This is a genomic window from Blautia sp. An249 (genome assembly GCF_002159835.1).
Classification (GTDB): domain Bacteria; phylum Bacillota; class Clostridia; order Lachnospirales; family Lachnospiraceae; genus Blautia_A; species Blautia_A avistercoris.
The window spans coordinates 391502-407670 of the sequence record NZ_NFJL01000002.1 but is presented as its reverse complement, the minus strand read 5'-3'; the positions used below and the strand labels follow the sequence as shown (position 1 = coordinate 407670).

The following is a 16169-nucleotide window of genomic DNA, read 5'->3' as shown; positions in this document are numbered from 1 at the left end:
TGAGAGACTAATTTTCCCCCGGTAAATGCTGGGGGATTTTCATATTTTGTCAAGGCACGGATGATTACCTACTTACGATTAAACGACTACTCTCTTGTTTCAAAATAGCTATTTGATGATCTGGATTATAACGATAAATATGATGATCATTTACAACATCAAATGCGACTTTAAATTTCTCTCCATTCTCATTAGTATTTGGTGCCAGAATGACTGTTCGTTTCCGAACAAGTGCATGACGAACTCCTAGTTCATAATAAACGCTAGAACTATTATTACTTAAATCTGCAATTACAAGTTCTGCTGTCGCAATTTTCACAAGATAGTTTTGAGCCAACGAAGCAGTCGCTTTACCACTAATATCGGCCCTATCAATTTCTGTTTCCTTATAGCCTAATCCAATAGCAATTGGTCGAAGAAGATATTCGTATGTATCAGAGTAAAACTCTTTTTCTTCGGGTGTGTCTCCAAAACACATAAGAATAAAACATTTAACTTCCATCTGTATCATACCTTTCTCTTATGATATTTTAATGTAATTGCTATAATATGTTCTAGCTTTAATCATTTCAAATATATTTTTAAATCTATTGTATGTTTCTTCTGCATTATTATAAAAACTATTTATCTCTGTATACTCGTCACCATATTAGATTTGAACTCCACTTCAAATCATTCGTTACAAATTTTCTCTTTTACTGGTACAAAATTAATAATCATAAATTTATTTCAATTTTCTAAATTCTCAATATATTAATTCACTAAATCATATCCGATGTTGTCATTTTCCACCCCCATCAGCATAGTACAATTATAAACCCCATGGTTGATAAACACAAGCTGCCTTCTTTAAAATGATGAATTAACAGCCTATCAAAAAAGCACCTTGCAGCCATTTCAAAAGCCACAAGGCACCCATAACATTTCTGTTATTTATCTCTCCACATCCACCTTCGTCCCGAATTTGAACTCCACCTCAAACCTCTCTTCGTAGACTGTGACCTTTTCAATCAACCGCCTGACAAGCTGCTCATCATATTCCAAAATCTCCGTAGTCTGACTGTTCAGAAATTCCTGCATCTCCGCAATCCGCTTTTTCATACCTTCCCGCTCGGCGCTCTCTGTCAGTGCCTTCTGCTTCAGTTCCCGCAGGCGGTCTATCTCATCCGCCACACTGTTATAATCCTTATTTGAATTTGCCAACCTCAACAGTTCCTTTTGCAGCTCCTCCAACTTGGCATTGATTCCTTCCGCCGAGGTTTCATCCTCTTGACGGATGACTGTCTCTATATTTTCCTGCAATACCTCCATCATGCCGTCCCTATTTCCAAGCGCAAGGTTGATGGCTTTTACCACTGCCGCCTGCAGTTCCGATTCCTGAATGGTAGGAGCATCGCACTTTCCAGGGCCATGCTCCACACGGGTGCAGCATCTCCAGACTGTGGAGTGTTTGCCCCGGTTGTTCCATGCAATCCGCCGGTAAATCTCCCCACACTTCGGACAGTAGACAATGCTGGATAAGGCATACTTGCTGCTGTAAACTCTCTTTTTCCGGCTGGCTCCGCTGTGGAGGTTCGCCCTCCGGATCATCTCCTCCTGCACCTGCATATAAAGGTCACGGGGGATAATGGCTTCGTGGCTGTTTTCCACATAATACTGCGGAACAATACCATTATTCTGTACCCGCTTTTTATTGAGGAAATCAACAGTATACGTTTTCTGCAAAAGGGCATCCCCCATGTACTTCTCATTCTGCAAAATCTTCCGCAGCGTTTCCGGACGCCATTTCGTTTTCCCCGCCCCGGTAAGAATGCCATCTGCTTCCAGGCCACGCCCGATCTGGAGCAGGCTTGCCCCTTCCAGGTACTCCCGGTAGATCCGCTTTACCACTTCCGCCTCCGCAGGCTCTATGATCAGGTTTCCTTTCTCATCCTTTGTGTATCCGAGGAAACGGCTGTGGTTGACCCGGACCTCTCCGTTCTGGAATCGGTACTGCAGGCCAAGTTTGATGTTCTGGCTCAAAGACTGGCTTTCCTGCTGTGCCAGGCTCGCCATGATGGTGAGCAATACCTCTCCTTTGGAATCCATCGTATTGATGTTCTCTTTCTCAAAGAATACCGGGATGTTCTTCTCCTTCAGTTCCCGGATATATTTCAGACAATCCAGCGTATTCCGGGCAAATCGGCTGATGGATTTCGTGATAATCATGTCAATCTTACCTGCCATACATTCTTCAATCATGCGGTTGAATTCTTCCCGTTTCCTGGTGTTGGTGCCGCTGATCCCGTCATCCGCGAATATACCCGCCAGCTCCCACTCCGGATTCTTCTGAATGAACTGGGTGTAATGCTCCACCTGCACCTCATAGCTGCTTGCCTGCTCATCGCTGTCCGTGGAAACACGGCAGTAGGCGGCAACCCTGAGTTTTGGTTTTGCTTCTGCTGTCACGGTATTTCCCACCCGTTTCCGGGCAGGAATAACTGTAACATTTTTATTCGGTTCCATCCATCGCCACCTCGCTCTCTGTCAGACTGTAGGCATAAGCCGCCTGTTCAAAAGGATCATCATAGACCGTTTTTATCACAGGCATGGTAAACCTTGTCGGAAAAGGGTCTGGCTGTTTCCCCTTCAGTTCCCTCACACGGCCAAGCGCCCTTGCACGGCTCATCCGTATTTCCTCTGCCTTATCAAAGGTTTCTCTGTCAATGATCGCCGGATAATAACCATCTCCGAGGTATTTCACATTCCGCAGTATCCGTCCGGCACTCCCGTGGTAGAGTTTCAGTCCCACCTTCTCAGCCGCTGCCATGAGCGCCAGACCGGAAATATAGTATTCGAAAAATTCCCGCATAGCCGCAGCTTCTTTCTCATCTACAACAGCCATGCCGTTCTCAATTTTATATCCGTAAGGTATGTGCCTCATTCAATCCACCAGCCTTTCTCTCAAGCACAGCCCGCACTTCAACTCAAAGGAAACCTCGCTTCTTGAAAGGACGGTAATCCTATCCACATATTCCAGAAAAGTCTCATCATCAAACCCTGCCAGCATGGTTCCCTTTGCTGCAAAGCGGAGCAGCTTCTGCAATTCATCTGCCTTTACCATGTTCCCATTGAGGGAGTGAATAAGGCTGTCCTTTTCCTGTCGCAGTGCTTCGTCTTCCGCTGCCAGAGCATTGCTTTCCTTATTGAAAAGAGCAGGCTCAAGGTAGCCGCCCGCCATAAGGCTCGTCAGCACCTGCCGCTGCTCCATATTTTTCTCAATCTGCTCTTCCAGCTCCTGCATTTTCAAAAGCTGTGCCTTGTCATTCATCCCTCTGAGGCTTTGCAGCAGAGGGCGAAGCACAATCTGGTGTCCGAATACCAGCTTGTTCATCATCGTTACAAACGCACGCTTCAAAGCATCGTCAGTAACATATTTCATGGAGCAGACGTCCTTATCTGTCAGATGGGTAGCACAGCACCATGCGACATAGGAACCGCTCGGTTTGTAATGGATTCTGCGTTTGAAACTGTCTCCGCACTCCGAACACTTAATCCTTCCTGAAAAGCTATACCGATTTTGGTATTTTTCCGTGTTCCTGCCATTGCCCTTTTCCTTGCCCCGCTGCCGCAGCACGGCATTGGCCCTGTCGAAATCCTCATGGCTGACGATTGCGGCATGATGGTCCTGAACCAAATACTGGTCAAGCTCACCGTAATTTGTATGACGGTTGAAACTGCTGTCTGTATAAGTCTTTTGATAAAGGACATCACCTGTATATTTTTCATTGCCTATAATTCCATTTATCGTTCCCGGCGTCCAACTGCAGCCTTTTTTTTCAGGACTCCTTTCGCATTCAGTTCTCCTGCAATGGCATGGGTGCTTTTTCCCGCCAGTGTATCTGCAAAAATCTGTTTCACGATTTCCGCCTGTTCTGGCACAATAACCATCTCCCCATCTACATTGTCGTAACCATACGGGGGATAGGATATAATGAATGTCCCATTCTGAAACCGTTTTTTAATTCCCCATTTTTCATTTTCAGAAATGGATACGGACTCATTCTCAGCAAGACTGCTTAAAATGGAAATCATCAGCTCGCTTTCCATCGATCCAGTATTCAGGTTCTCCTTTTCAAAATAGATGTAAACATTCAGGTCAAGAAGTTTTCTGACCAGTTCCAGACAGTCAGTCGTGTTCCGTGCAAACCGGCTGATGGATTTTGTGATGACAAATTCAATCTTTCCACTTTCACAGTCTGCGACCATAGAAAGCAGGCCATCCCGTCTTTCCTTCTTTGTACCTGTTACCCCTTCATCATAATACAGTCCGGCAAACTCCCACTCATCATTTGCCTTGATGTAATTTTCATAGTGGACTTTTTGCGCCGCCAGGCTAACAAGCTGCTCATCGCTTGCGGTTGATACCCTGCAATAGGCTGCCACCCGCAGCTTTTTCTTTTTATCAAGACTCTTATTTTCCTCGATTTTTGTGATCCGTTTCATCAACTCACCTCGCTTTCGGTAGGTCACATATTCGCTCTAAACGCCCGTAATATCAAGTCGTTTCAGGCATAATCTCAGCCAAATATGGGGAGAAAGTCTGGCGGTTTAATGCGGTTATTTTGTTGAATTCACCCTCGGAAATCAAATCTGCCTCCCGTAGTTTTTTCAACAGTTTTTGCGCCATGTAATAGTCATATTCCTGCTGCAATTCTCCCATAGTAAATGTCCGTGGATTTCGTGAAGGCATCTGACCTTCTTCTGTAATTTTTGTTACCTGCATGACATCCCTCCGATCTGAAGGACTGGCCTGCCGGGAACCGGAAAACAATCAATCCTTCAGGATACGGAGATTTCTCCGCCTTTTTGATGGGGTATTTCAGGGAAAAAATAAGCCTGCGAGAGTCCCTTTGATGAGACTGCCCACAGGCTGTACAATCATTTATACTCTTTTTCCATAATCCAGGGAAATCCAGCCGTCACGGTTCTTCTGGTAGGATTTCAGAAGTCCCCATTTAGATGCACCTTTTCCGTCCTCTTCGTCCACAATGGTAAAGACGCCTTGGCCAGTGTACTTCCCGGTCTTTGCATAGTTCGTTCCCGGCCCTTTACGGATGTTCAAGTCGGAAATGCTGACCTTTACCAGATATGGCGTAAGTCCCGCCTGGGAGGTGTACAGCACCTTGCCGGATTCATCGAACACGGAGTACCCCGCATTCTCATCGGCGCACCGTTTCGCATTGTCCAGGCTGTGGAAAGCCCCCTTCTGTGAAGCCGCGTCCGCCCAGGTCTTCCGCACCCGGTACCAGACCTCCGTAGAGGAAGATATCCCGCCGGAGATGTCGGTAATAGTTTTCAGGATGGAGAGAATTTTCGCCCCGTACCCGGCTCCCGCAGCCCAGCCTTTCCTGTCCGGATTCTCCTGCTGTCCCAGCCACTCCACATATTCCGCGCATCCCCTCGTGACATATTTAAACCGCGGGTCAATGCAGGGATTTTTCAGGCTCTCTGTGGAGGCATAGGCTTTCAGGTGCTGGATCTGCGCCCGGATGCCAAGCTGCGGGGTATCAAAGGAATTTCCCTTCAACCCGTTGCTGGTCACGCCCATCCCGCAGAAGTTGTTTTGTGAAAGCGTGACCGCAGAGCCGGAGAAGGTAAAGTTCCCGGTCTCCAGGCAGGACTGCGCAAAGGCGATGTCGCCCCGCACACCCTCTGTCTTTCCCTCGGACAGATACAACGGGAGCATATCCAGGACGCTCTGCGCCACAGACGGGTTCTTGCCTTTGAGGTAGGCTTTCATCTGCTCCACCGTTGCAACCGCAGTCCCCATGATCTTCGTATAGCCGCTGGTATTCTCGGACGTCCCGGACATGGCTGCTTTCACCGCCTTGCGGAACCCGTCCATTGTGTATCCCATGCCAAGCTGCGTCCAGAGATGCTCCGGGTCCCCGTGGTTGCTGGCAATCCCTCGGCTATGTCCTTCCTTGTGGCTGATAATTACCCCATCCGCAGTCGGATTCAAGCTGTACTGTTTACACAGCATAGCAAACAGCTCCACCGCCGCCTCATAGGTCCTCTTTGCCACTGCTTTCGCCGTTGCCGTATCGGAGCAGGTAAAGTTCGAGCCTGACGTGTACTTGATACACGCAGGCTCGCACATCTCTACGCCGATATGGGTATTATTCCCGCTGCCCTTGCTGCCGGAGCCGCAGTGCCATCCCCGGTGGTTCCAGGGAAGCGTCTGGTACACCGTCCCGTCATTGCCGTCAATGAAACCGTGGACGCAGGCATTGTCATAGGACGGGCTGTTCCAGGAGTTGATGAACACGGACGCCTTAGGCTGCGGGCAGCCCACGGAATGGAGCATCAGCCCCTTGACCGTGATCTTTCTCCCCGCCGTATAGCAGGGGTTCTTTGTCAGAATACTCTGTACTAACTTCATATCAGTTTCCCTCACTTTCCGAGCGGTCATGCAACTGCTCTAATACGGTCTTAATCTTCTCCGGGATGGGCAGCCCCAGGTGTCCGGCGTTCTCTAAAAGGCTCACGCCCTCGTTGGAGAGGTAGAAAAAGATGACTGCCGTGCGCAGTACCGAGCCGGTGCCGATGACCTGCACATCCAGGATGTTGGCGATCCCCACCAGGATAAAGATCAGCACCTTCCTGCAGATGCCCTTAAATCCCACCTCGCTGGACAGCTCCTTATCCGCCACGGCACACATCACGCCCGTGATGTAGTCCGCTGCCACAAACACCACCAGCGCGATCAGAAGCCCGTCGCAGCCGCCCAGGAAGTAGCCGAGCCACCCTCCGATAGCTGCAAAAATAACTTGGATCGTGTTCCAGAATTCCTTCATGTTGAATCCCTCCTTTGAAATTTTTGTATGAAAAAAGCGGCTGCCCCTAAGAACAGTCGCCAGTTTCCAGAAAGTATAAAGTTATGCTGTCCGCTTCCACATATAGCAGACAATATAGGGCTGTCGTTTGCACATAAATCCCCCATGCGCTTGGCACATCCCCATCAATCCGGGAGGCACTCAGGCTGGAAATGGTTGGCTTCACACTCGTGGGCACACTCAAAGTCAGCGTGCAGGTTTTTGAACCGACGCTCGTACTCCCGTTATAAGTCGTACAGGTAATCGTGCAGGTACCGCTTGTGGCGCTTGGGATCTGGTTTGCCAAGGCCAGCGGCGGCGTCCACGAAACCGACGTTGCTGTCGTTTTTGTCGCAATGGTTCCGGTGGCATTCCCAAAGGCATAGGTCAGCGTATGGGTAAAGGAAGAGGACGCCCGGCTGATGCTGATCGTACCTGCCGTCCCCATCGTCATGTTCCCCGCGGACACGCTGGATGCACGGGGGATGCTGTCCAGCGTGATATTGGCGCTTGCCGTGATGGAATTGTAAAACGTCCCGCTGAGCGTGGCCTGGATGTAGAACACAGCGGAAATCGTCAATGACTTGCTGCCGTTGCTGGCATGGTTCACTGTCTGTGATACGTTTCCTATAAGGTGCGCCCCCGTGGAACTGATAGCCGGAGAGGTAAAGGTCTGCGACGTTCCATCAATGGTGCAGGTATTGCTGCTCCGGCCACTGATGCTTAGGCTCCAGTCGTTGACCAGATACAGCTTACAGGTCACCGTGGAGGTATTTGCGGATACATTCTTGCTCTGCGACCAGTCCACTTGTAACTTATAATGCCCATCCCGGATGGAACCGGAAAAGCTGCCGCTTGACGCCATCTTCCTCACCCCTTCCTGCCGTCAGCGTTTTAAGCCGGGCCTCTCCACTTGATGGAGAGGTTCCCGTTAATCCTTGGTATAAAATCAAACCATCCCCGGCTCTCATTGCCCAGGGACAGCTTGTTGCGGATCTCCGCATTGGTAATCACAAGGCTCTGGTTTGAATGATCTGCTCCGAGGTTTTGGTGATCTCGGAGTAGCACTCCCGGATATTTTCTTCCAGGGAAGCGAGGTCATCCTCATATCCGGTGAAATTCTGGAAGGTGGCCTGACAGCTTGTGATGGGTGTCATGCAATCACCCCCGTTTACTTGGAAACGTCAAACTGCAGGGTCAGGAGACTGTCGATGTCCGATGCGGAAAGGTAGATCACCTTCCCGGCCTTATCGAATGATGCCGCATGGCCGTCCTTGTCCTGCGCATACCATGTGTACGTTAAGTCCTGCGTCTCGGTGGCAGCCTCCCATGCCGTGCCGGAATATTTCATCAACGTCACTTTCTGTGCGGTATGGTCAACCTGGTACCAAAAGTCCCCCTCACTTGGGTTAGACGGGGCAGTCTCCGAGATGTTGCCAAGCAGGGGATCGACCTCTTTCTGATTGGTACGGACGATCACATAGGGAACCACACCACCTAAGTTATTCTTTACCGTAAACCCGCCGATGGAGAGCATCTCCGACACATACGGGTCGGACTTATCTTCCACCGTGATGACGTCTGTATAAGATTTCCCCTTGTATGTCATGGTACAGCGGTAGGATTGGATGTTCACGATATCCGCTCCTGAAACAGACAGGGAAGAGGAAGTTTCTCCGCTGATGTCCGTCCAATTGCCGCCAGTGTATTTCGCCCACTGGTAGGTCGCCCCGGTGGTGATCTCCGAAGCGCCGTCATACCCAACCGCCGCCAGCGCAAGGCTCCCGGACTGGTTGATAACCACGGTACCTTCCGGCGCATACACGGAAAACACCACCGCATTCGCACCGCTGGCACCATTGCTGCCTTTATTGGATTTTGTCCACGCAAACTTTTTCGCCACAGAAACACCGGACACAGTAAAGGTCAGGTCTATGGTACCGTTTAGAACTGTGGCCCCTCCCAGTGTGGCATTGGCAGCAAAGGTAAGGACAACCGTTCCGGCTTTTGATGCGGTGGCCGATTTCCATCCAACTTATATTGGTTATCCCCAATCCAGCGAATGATTTCCTCATTTGCTTGCGGTAGCAACTCATACCTTCCTTTAAATGTGAGTGTCGCAGCAGTGATTTCTTCAACCTTTTTACATTTCATGACATCCGTATCATGGCACTTTCCAATAACTGCCTGTTGAATCTCTACATCTAAATCCCGCTCCTGAAATCCCTCATCATGGAAAACTGCGATATTCCACGCCGGATTCGCAAATTGAATTTTTTGTCTTTTTCTTTCCTGCGCCAATCTTTCCCAAAGCTCCGCTTCCTTGTCAGGCGTTTCGATAATTCCCCTCACACTGATTACATAATGAGCAGGGATTCTCTTGAGTGCTACGCTATACAAAGGAATGTCTGAAGCATGGTCCAGATTGGCTATCGTTGTTTCAAGCAAATTCAATTGTTTCTGCATATGCTCTATTTTTTCTTTCTGCTCTATGGCCTGAAGCTCAAGATAGGTTTTTAACCCTGCGTTGTCCGCATACTTTGTCAATATCTCCTTCATCAAATTCAGACTCAGGCCCATACTTTTCAATGCCTGTATCTTCCCTGCAATTGGCAGCTGCCGTTCACTGTAATATCTGTACCCGGTAAATTCATCTACCTGCTCTGGAATCAACAGGCCAATTTCATCATAATGCCTCAACATATAGATGCTGATTTGAGACAAAACTGAAAATTCTCCTATTTTCAACAAAGAAATGACCTCCTGTTCTTCATTATAAACCTTCACATTATACGAGAGTCAAGCGGCTCCCGTACTTTGGTAGGTGACACTATAAATCGTCGTTAGCATAAAGTCAACTGGAAATTCTGCATCTATTCCCATTTGAAAAAAATCTCATCAACTCCACACCCTTTTAACAATTTTGTCTCCACGACCTACCCCATATCAATCCTGTGTACTCAACCCTCCGCCTATTTTTCTCGTTGATATGTTTCCACGGAGTAGACAGGCATAAAAAATCCGGGAGCCAGAACCTCTGTCCAAACAGTCCCAACTCCCGGAAATCCCTTGTTTCCTTAAATCACACCGTTTTTTGCCCTTGTCCGTTCTCGGAAACAGGTCAAAGACCTTGCTCCTACCTATAATATGCAAACCCACAGATTTTCCAATCGCTTCAAGACTTCGCTCTGAGGGAACAAGTCTGAAATCCCATCGCCTCGACTCAGCTTAGGCTTTATTTCCTCCGCCACCATGCTTTCCTTTGGTAACAATAAATAGTGCGACACTACCAACTGTGCACACTGCACCTAATACACCATTTCTAATATTTGCATTCCTTTCGCGTCTGCAATTATCACATAACTTGTGCTTATTCGTGCTTACAAGTTCGCATCCGCACTTCTTGCAGTAACGAATTTCTGAACCTTTATTATTGCTCATCAGAATCACCTCCGGTATGTTCTGTTTCTGCAGTCAACAGATTATGTACTGAATACTCAATTTGTGCCTTCGGATCAAAAGCTGTAATCCTCGCTGCAATATCGGTAAACTGATCAACTACTTCGATTCGCTTTTGAGAAGAATTTTCATTGAGTAGCAATAATGTATCTCGCTCATTAAGTTTATTTTCCACAATGAAGGATTTGAATTCCTCTAAGCATTCCTTGCACGGTTCGTATTCTCCCAGCATAGCGTATCCTTCACACTCGGTCTGCACAGAGTTAGTAATGTAAACAAGTGCCTGAAATGCGTCAATTGCCTTCCTGCTGATATCTTTTTCCCTTTTGAAATCAAGCATCATTTGAAGATCTGACTTCTGGGAATGTTCGGTGATATGATACATATTCTGGGCAAAGTTCCGCATCAATACTCGCTTTGCATCTGTCGCACTATGTATAACACCCAGTATTGCCACTTCTCGCAGTTTTGCATCCTGAATCAGCCTTGCCTGCCTTAGTTTATCCCTTGCCCCTTCTGCCATAGCAAGACGATCATTCTGAAGCTCTACATGGAGCTCTCTTATTGCATCACCGACATATTCTATTTCATCAAGAATCTGGGCCATTATCGCGTGCGTCGATAAATTGTTTAAGGACTGTGTGAGATTAGGCATCAAGGCCATGTCCTCAAGTCGCACCTGTTTAACAAATCCATCTGCGTCACGAATTGTTGGCAGTATTTCTCCCTGCTTATCAATGGTGAATCGATAGATTCCCTTATCTATTAAATCCTTCACATAGGAATCCATCTTAGCAACCATGATGTGATCCTTGCCTGCCATAGCTCCTATTACTTCTGCAATTGCAGGAAGCTTTACCTTGATATTTTCCCACTTACCAAAATACTGAATAAAACTTCTATTATCTTCATATGAGATAATGCTTAGTTCTCCGCAATTCGGCTTCCACTCTTCAATATCATATTCGAAGATTGGAACCATCTCGTATTTGTCCTGCTCACTGATTGGCCTCTTTGGATCGGCACTTTGAAACCCACAATGCGGACACTTCGTGGCTTTATCTGATATTTTTGTCCCGCATTCCGGGCATAGTATTCTGCTCATTTATTCACGACCTTTCCTTTTTATTTGATGTATCATAAGAGGCCTTGTAATTTTTGCGAATTAATTAATCTTACTCAGAAAATTTTGTAAGGAAACCTTAATAGGTTTAATCTGCACTCCAGCGAGATTCAAAATCATCATTTGACATTTTGAGACCCGTATTCAACTTGTCGAGTATATCCTTCCCGCCGGGTGTCATTCTCACGGTCATCAGATATTGCTTTACGGCAGTACGGATATCACGTAAGGAGGCTTTTGCCTTAGTCCAGTTCGGAGGGCTAAATACCTTGTTGTTCTGACTTGCATCATCAAGTGCAATTTCAAAGCCCATATTCAAACACTGACCGGCGAGTCCAATAACCGTATTAAGAAGGTCGTTGTCCTTGAGCTTTTGCATTGCAACTGCCGGATTCGGAACAAGATCCTGCATCTTATTGATTTCGCAGAATAGAACAGAAACAGCGAAAAGATGGTGATACGGAGCATATGCCTTAAGGGCTATCAATGCCTCGTTCAGGCCAAGCGGATTATCATTTCCCCAATTCTTATAAACCTCTTTGAAGAGATCAGAAAGCGCCTGAACCTTTTCTGGACCATACTCTCTATGAAACAACTGCTCGAAATACTTGTCAAATATTCTGCTCTCACTGTAAGAGATGGTAGGCCTCTGAGAATGCCATGCAATCAGTTGTTTGCCGAGTGATGTCAGATCCACGATATGAGCCGTGTTGTATTTAACTGGATCAGCATTCTCTCCGCGTTTTGTAATGAAGTATCCATCTGTAAAATGTTGTTCGTAAGCCTTCTTCATTGCCAGAACGTATTTATCATTGCTCCTCAAATCACGAGCTTTTACAGCACTCTGAGAGTTAGTGCATGTGCTGATTTCATCTGCACGCTCTGCATTACTAATCTCATAGAAGCGAAACATTATATAAGCGTCGCTGACATTGCGGACGGATTCACTGCAATTAAAGATCGTACTCAGGGATTGGCAACCATTCACCACGTTCAATTCCTTTACGCTCATGGTTCCGTTGACAATTTTGATAGACGAGCAAATTGCCGTTATTCCATTGTGAAGGAAGAAGAACTCCTCCGGATTATTCCGAAGCGTGCGAGCGATTCCCTTATTAACCTTATTCCCGGTACCGAGAGACTGGCGTACATTTTTTCTGAATAGCGTCCCGTCCTTAATGCCGGGAATCTTTATACACTCTTTCAATGGAATGGCTGCGATAACAGCTCTGGTCGCACCAATCAGCATCTCCATATACTTTCCCTTCTCAATGGAAAATTCATAATTTATATATGGACGATTTCGATTCAGTGCCTCATCATATCGAGCTTGAAGAGTCTCATCGTCAACAAGCACAAGATTCGCGCTCAAAGTTTCGCTCTCCGCAAGCTCTGCCTGAAAAGCAGCCAGATCAGACTTAGCAGAATCTGTCAAACCAGATGTGGTAATCAGTTCAAAACAAACCTCATAGTCGTCCTCTAAGGCTGTAGCAATCTCATTGATTTTTGCCTGCAGCTTTTCATTAGCCGCCTCCTGCAGCTTTGCAAAATTCTTAATTTGAATCCACGACGATGTTACCTCACGAAGAGGTTCTGCATCCACAGTGTCGCCTTTGTAAAACTTTCCCTGAATGATATATATTGTCGAAGACTGGTCATCGATATAAACCGCATCAATCTGCTTATCACCGGCTCCATCAGTAATGCAAGCCTTGGCCTCAAAAGTATCAAGGTTATGAATATTACGAAGATACCAAGCAACAAACCGCTGCCCATCGTTAGGATAGTTCTTCACGTAATATTCTTGTGCTATGTCATTCTTTATTTTATCGTACATGATGCTCCTCCTTACTCGACAACTCCGTCTGTATCGAAAATATGATCCAACTCATCGGTGTTGATTGCATGGGAAACCTTATCTCGAATTGCCGTCCGGTACATATCCAACCTCTTAAACTGATTTTTTCCAATTGCGTCCTTGCTCATGCGAATGAGCTGAATCCTTCCAACGCCCGGATTCTGGCGTGCATATTCGGCAAAGCCTTTAGCTTTTCCAAGGTTATCCTTAAAGTCGGGACTATGAGGCTCAAGGATATCAATCACATATCCAACACGCTCATCTCTTCTTACTACGATGAAGTCCGGATAGGTCGGCTTGATTTCTCCATCGATTTCATACGGGATGCAGAGTGCCCATGAGCCTCTGGAAGGATTGCGAATCCAGCATACAAAGTCCGGACGCTTTTCCTCCGTCTCGATAAGCTCGGCTTCCCATCCGTTCAATTTCAGCTTTGCAGTTCCAGTCACTTCACTGACAAAAAGATGGTCTCTGTATTCCTTTCCACCAGTTTCATGTGGCACCTGAATTGTCTCAGGAAGTCGGAAATTATGTTTGCTGACTACGTCGCCGTCAGAGACAATGCTATCATACTCACGACGAATTTTTTCCGAATCAATAGTAGCAATGTACCTGCGATAGTCATCGTTTAAACCATGAAATCTCTCCTCCGCATAAGCATGGAGCCTGTTCATGCTGTCCTCATCGGCTACAAAAAGGATAACATCCACTTTAAAAGCTATTAGATCGCTGAAGTCACCATATTTATTGCCGTATGCCATACCGATGCCTTCTCGACCGAGCTTTACGTCGGCAATCTGAAATTGCCGCTCTATATCAGTATCGGTCGTCGTAAACATATCATGTACCGAGTAATTGTCTACGGTCTCTCCAAAGGCATCAAAGATCTGAGTTGCCAACTTGAACTGCTTAACCTGCTGAACAAGGTCATCATATTTTCCATCTGCCTTGAGTCCTTCCACATAGCTGTGGATCATCTCAACAATCTCATCCTGAACCTCCCGGATAGCCTCACGGTACAATTTGGACATCGTAAGAAGATGTGCCATCCTATACAGAGATTTCAAGTAGTCATTTATCCTAAGCGCTCTAACGTTATAGGAAAGCAAACCTGCATTATTTATAAATTTCATAACCTCTTCACGGTCAAACAGATCTTCCTCTTCAGAAGTTTCCACCTGAGCCGTCTGCTGACTTCCCGCAGCATTATTCTCGGACTGTACTGCAGTAGCAGATGCCTGTGGTATAACCGGTGCAGACTGAGCAGGAGCCGTTGTATCTGCGCTCGACTGTGTCTGGTTTTGTTCTGCCGTTTCATCCTGTTTTGTTTCTCCGCCAGTGACCTGAAGCTGTGCTGTCGAAGTCAAGTCACCAGCTGGCTCGTTTCCTCCGGCAGACTGCTGTACGCTTGTGTTCTGTCCAGAGAACACATCGAATAAAGTCATCTGTCCCGGCGTCTGCTGTTCTTGCTTTTTCTTCTTTGGTCTGACAGTCAACGTTTCAAATTTCTTTCCGGACAAGGACTCGCCATAAATATCGGTCGGGATGTCTCCGCCTTCTGTACTCTGCAAGGCCTCCACAACATCCTTGACGGTATCCTCATTGAAGTACGGCAAATAGAGATGCACGTCGTTCAAAACGTCGTCCACCTGAATATGCATTTGCATCGGCGTTCTTACCATTCGACCGAGAAGCTGCGCAATGTATGTGGCATCATTAGCGTGCTTAAAGGACATCATGGTCTCTGCTCGCGGGCAATCCCATCCAGTAGAAAGATTTTCTTTAAAGAATACCACGCGAATATTTCTATCCTCAGCAATATTGGAGGGCTCCTCATAGCGCACGTCGAGTCCATTGACAGTCAGAGTTGCTGTCGTGCCGCCGAAGGTATGAACCACCTGTCCGCTTTCCAGTTTAAAACCGGTACGTTCCTCAATCTTTGCAATGCAATCATCCAGATTTGTATCTGTCAGAGCATCACCGCTTCCATTTAAAACCTGAATAATCAGAATTGGATTTACATAGGCGTAGTGCTGCTCGAAGCAATACTGCGTCCAGTGCTCCCACTTTTCTTTCCAGTCATCTGCAGCAGCCTGCAGAATGGCCATATCATTATTGACCGTGCCTTCCTCCGGATAGGTGATAACGATCCTATCCTTCAAAAGGCCAGAAGCTCGTACCTCATCCGTCGTCACGATAGACTTATGAATTGTAGAGGACGTCCCTTCGACCAGCGCATTGAATCTCTGTGTAGTGGCGGACATGCCAATGACAACTGGCATGGGCGGGATACCATCCGAATCGCTACCTTTGATGAACTTCTGCATGATTGTGGTGGCCTTGCTGGCCTCACGTCCCTGCATGCCACGGTGCGCTTCATCGATGATAAAGTACAGCCGGTCGCTCTTTTCTCGGACAGTATTCGCAAGCGTCTGCCAGATCGTGTAAGTCCTGCCGTCTCCATTTTTTGTGAGTTTGGAGGTGACCGATAGCTTTTGCGTGTTCAGAAAATAAACATGACCGTCCTCAAATACTTCTTTATCAAAGGATTCCTCGGCAACTGTAACGCACTGTGATAATTTAATCTTATCAGCTTTTGAGTCAATCTTTTGCTTTGACTGCTCGTTCAGCTGAGGCGAATCCGAAAGCCAGACAATGACTGCATCCGGCTGCTCCATATACTGTTCATCACCGAAAAGAATAGCCTCAATCAGTGCGGACATTATGATGGTCTTTCCGGCTCCAGTCGGTGCAGTAAAAGAAACCACCTGCGGCGCATGTGTTCTATGATAGCTGCCCATTGCTTCCGCAGTCTTCATGCGGATATCTACAAGCGCTCTTTTCTGAAAAGGGAATAATTCTACTCTCATGG

15 protein-coding genes and 1 pseudogene are annotated in these 16169 nt (G+C 46.9%); all 16 read right to left on the bottom strand.

Going from position 1 to position 16169, the window contains the following annotated elements; all coding sequences use genetic code 11:
- Positions 1-64 precede the first annotated feature (64 nt).
- Positions 65-511, bottom strand: coding sequence for a hypothetical protein (locus B5F53_RS03895; protein WP_087220010.1), 447 nt, complete (start codon positions 509-511; stop codon positions 65-67).
- Positions 512-933: 422 nt separating this feature from the next.
- Positions 934-2505 (bottom strand): recombinase family protein, encoded by a 1572-nt coding sequence (locus tag B5F53_RS03890; protein WP_087220007.1) that lies wholly within the window; start codon positions 2503-2505, stop codon positions 934-936.
- The gene (locus tag B5F53_RS03885) at positions 2492-2923 is read right to left on the bottom strand and encodes a recombinase (RefSeq protein ID WP_087220004.1); all 432 of its coding nucleotides are present in this window, start codon (positions 2921-2923) and stop codon (positions 2492-2494) included. Before B5F53_RS03885 ends, B5F53_RS03890 begins: the two co-directional genes overlap by 14 nt.
- Entirely contained in the window at positions 2924-3616 is a 693-nt protein-coding gene (locus B5F53_RS20950; protein WP_330396146.1) for a zinc ribbon domain-containing protein, read from the bottom strand.
- Positions 3617-3661: 45 nt separating this feature from the next.
- Positions 3662-4485: pseudogene (locus tag B5F53_RS20945) on the bottom strand (recombinase family protein); the annotation flags it as partial.
- 52 nt (positions 4486-4537) lie between these two features.
- A complete protein-coding gene (locus B5F53_RS03875) occupies positions 4538-4765 on the bottom strand; it encodes an SHOCT domain-containing protein (protein WP_087220001.1) in 228 nt (75 codons plus the stop codon).
- A gap of 159 nt (positions 4766-4924) precedes the next feature.
- Complete coding sequence (locus tag B5F53_RS03865) at positions 4925-6424, bottom strand: N-acetylmuramoyl-L-alanine amidase (RefSeq protein WP_087219994.1); 1500 nt, start codon at positions 6422-6424, stop codon at positions 4925-4927.
- Position 6425: 1 nt separating this feature from the next.
- Complete coding sequence (locus B5F53_RS03860; RefSeq protein ID WP_087219991.1) at positions 6426-6839, bottom strand: phage holin family protein; 414 nt, start codon at positions 6837-6839, stop codon at positions 6426-6428.
- 46 nt (positions 6840-6885) lie between these two features.
- On the bottom strand, positions 6886-7722 hold the full coding sequence (locus B5F53_RS03855) for a DUF859 family phage minor structural protein (RefSeq protein WP_087219989.1): 837 nt from the start codon (positions 7720-7722) through the stop codon (positions 6886-6888).
- 145 nt (positions 7723-7867) lie between these two features.
- Complete coding sequence (locus B5F53_RS20265; RefSeq protein WP_242970235.1) at positions 7868-8014, bottom strand: hypothetical protein; 147 nt, start codon at positions 8012-8014, stop codon at positions 7868-7870.
- A 14-nt stretch (positions 8015-8028) separates the two neighbouring features.
- A complete protein-coding gene (locus B5F53_RS03845) occupies positions 8029-8760 on the bottom strand; it encodes a hypothetical protein (protein WP_242970234.1) in 732 nt (243 codons plus the stop codon).
- 41 nt (positions 8761-8801) lie between these two features.
- Positions 8802-9608: a MerR family transcriptional regulator gene (locus B5F53_RS03840; RefSeq protein ID WP_162610521.1), complete on the bottom strand. Its 807-nt coding sequence runs from the start codon at positions 9606-9608 to the stop codon at positions 8802-8804.
- 477 nt (positions 9609-10085) lie between these two features.
- Positions 10086-10298 (bottom strand): hypothetical protein, encoded by a 213-nt coding sequence (locus tag B5F53_RS03835; RefSeq protein WP_087219983.1) that lies wholly within the window; start codon positions 10296-10298, stop codon positions 10086-10088.
- On the bottom strand, positions 10288-11421 hold the full coding sequence (locus B5F53_RS03830; protein ID WP_087219981.1) for a zinc ribbon domain-containing protein: 1134 nt from the start codon (positions 11419-11421) through the stop codon (positions 10288-10290). Before B5F53_RS03830 ends, B5F53_RS03835 begins: the two co-directional genes overlap by 11 nt.
- 106 nt (positions 11422-11527) lie before the next feature.
- Positions 11528-13276: an AIPR family protein gene (locus B5F53_RS03825; protein WP_087219979.1), complete on the bottom strand. Its 1749-nt coding sequence runs from the start codon at positions 13274-13276 to the stop codon at positions 11528-11530.
- Positions 13277-13287: 11 nt separating this feature from the next.
- A complete protein-coding gene (locus tag B5F53_RS03820; protein ID WP_087219976.1) occupies positions 13288-16167 on the bottom strand; it encodes a DEAD/DEAH box helicase in 2880 nt (959 codons plus the stop codon).
- Between the last annotated feature and the right edge of the window lie 2 nt (positions 16168-16169).

Excerpts from the sequence above, each read along its gene's own strand:
- B5F53_RS03895 (WP_087220010.1), bottom strand. The coding sequence starts at position 511 with ATGATACAGATGGAAGTTAAATGTTTTATTCTTATGTGTTTTGGAGAC.
- B5F53_RS03890 (WP_087220007.1), bottom strand. The coding sequence starts at position 2,505 with ATGGAACCGAATAAAAATGTTACAGTTATTCCTGCCCGGAAACGGGTG.
- B5F53_RS03885 (WP_087220004.1), bottom strand. The coding sequence starts at position 2,923 with ATGAGGCACATACCTTACGGATATAAAATTGAGAACGGCATGGCTGTT.
- B5F53_RS03875 (WP_087220001.1), bottom strand. The coding sequence starts at position 4,765 with ATGCAGGTAACAAAAATTACAGAAGAAGGTCAGATGCCTTCACGAAAT.
- B5F53_RS03865 (WP_087219994.1), bottom strand. The coding sequence starts at position 6,424 with ATGAAGTTAGTACAGAGTATTCTGACAAAGAACCCCTGCTATACGGCG.
- B5F53_RS03860 (WP_087219991.1), bottom strand. The coding sequence starts at position 6,839 with ATGAAGGAATTCTGGAACACGATCCAAGTTATTTTTGCAGCTATCGGA.
- B5F53_RS03855 (WP_087219989.1), bottom strand. The coding sequence starts at position 7,722 with ATGGCGTCAAGCGGCAGCTTTTCCGGTTCCATCCGGGATGGGCATTAT.
- B5F53_RS20265 (WP_242970235.1), bottom strand. The coding sequence starts at position 8,014 with ATGACACCCATCACAAGCTGTCAGGCCACCTTCCAGAATTTCACCGGA.
- B5F53_RS03835 (WP_087219983.1), bottom strand. The coding sequence starts at position 10,298 with ATGAGCAATAATAAAGGTTCAGAAATTCGTTACTGCAAGAAGTGCGGA.
- B5F53_RS03830 (WP_087219981.1), bottom strand. The coding sequence starts at position 11,421 with ATGAGCAGAATACTATGCCCGGAATGCGGGACAAAAATATCAGATAAA.
- B5F53_RS03825 (WP_087219979.1), bottom strand. The coding sequence starts at position 13,276 with ATGTACGATAAAATAAAGAATGACATAGCACAAGAATATTACGTGAAG.
- B5F53_RS03820 (WP_087219976.1), bottom strand. The coding sequence starts at position 16,167 with ATGAGAGTAGAATTATTCCCTTTTCAGAAAAGAGCGCTTGTAGATATC.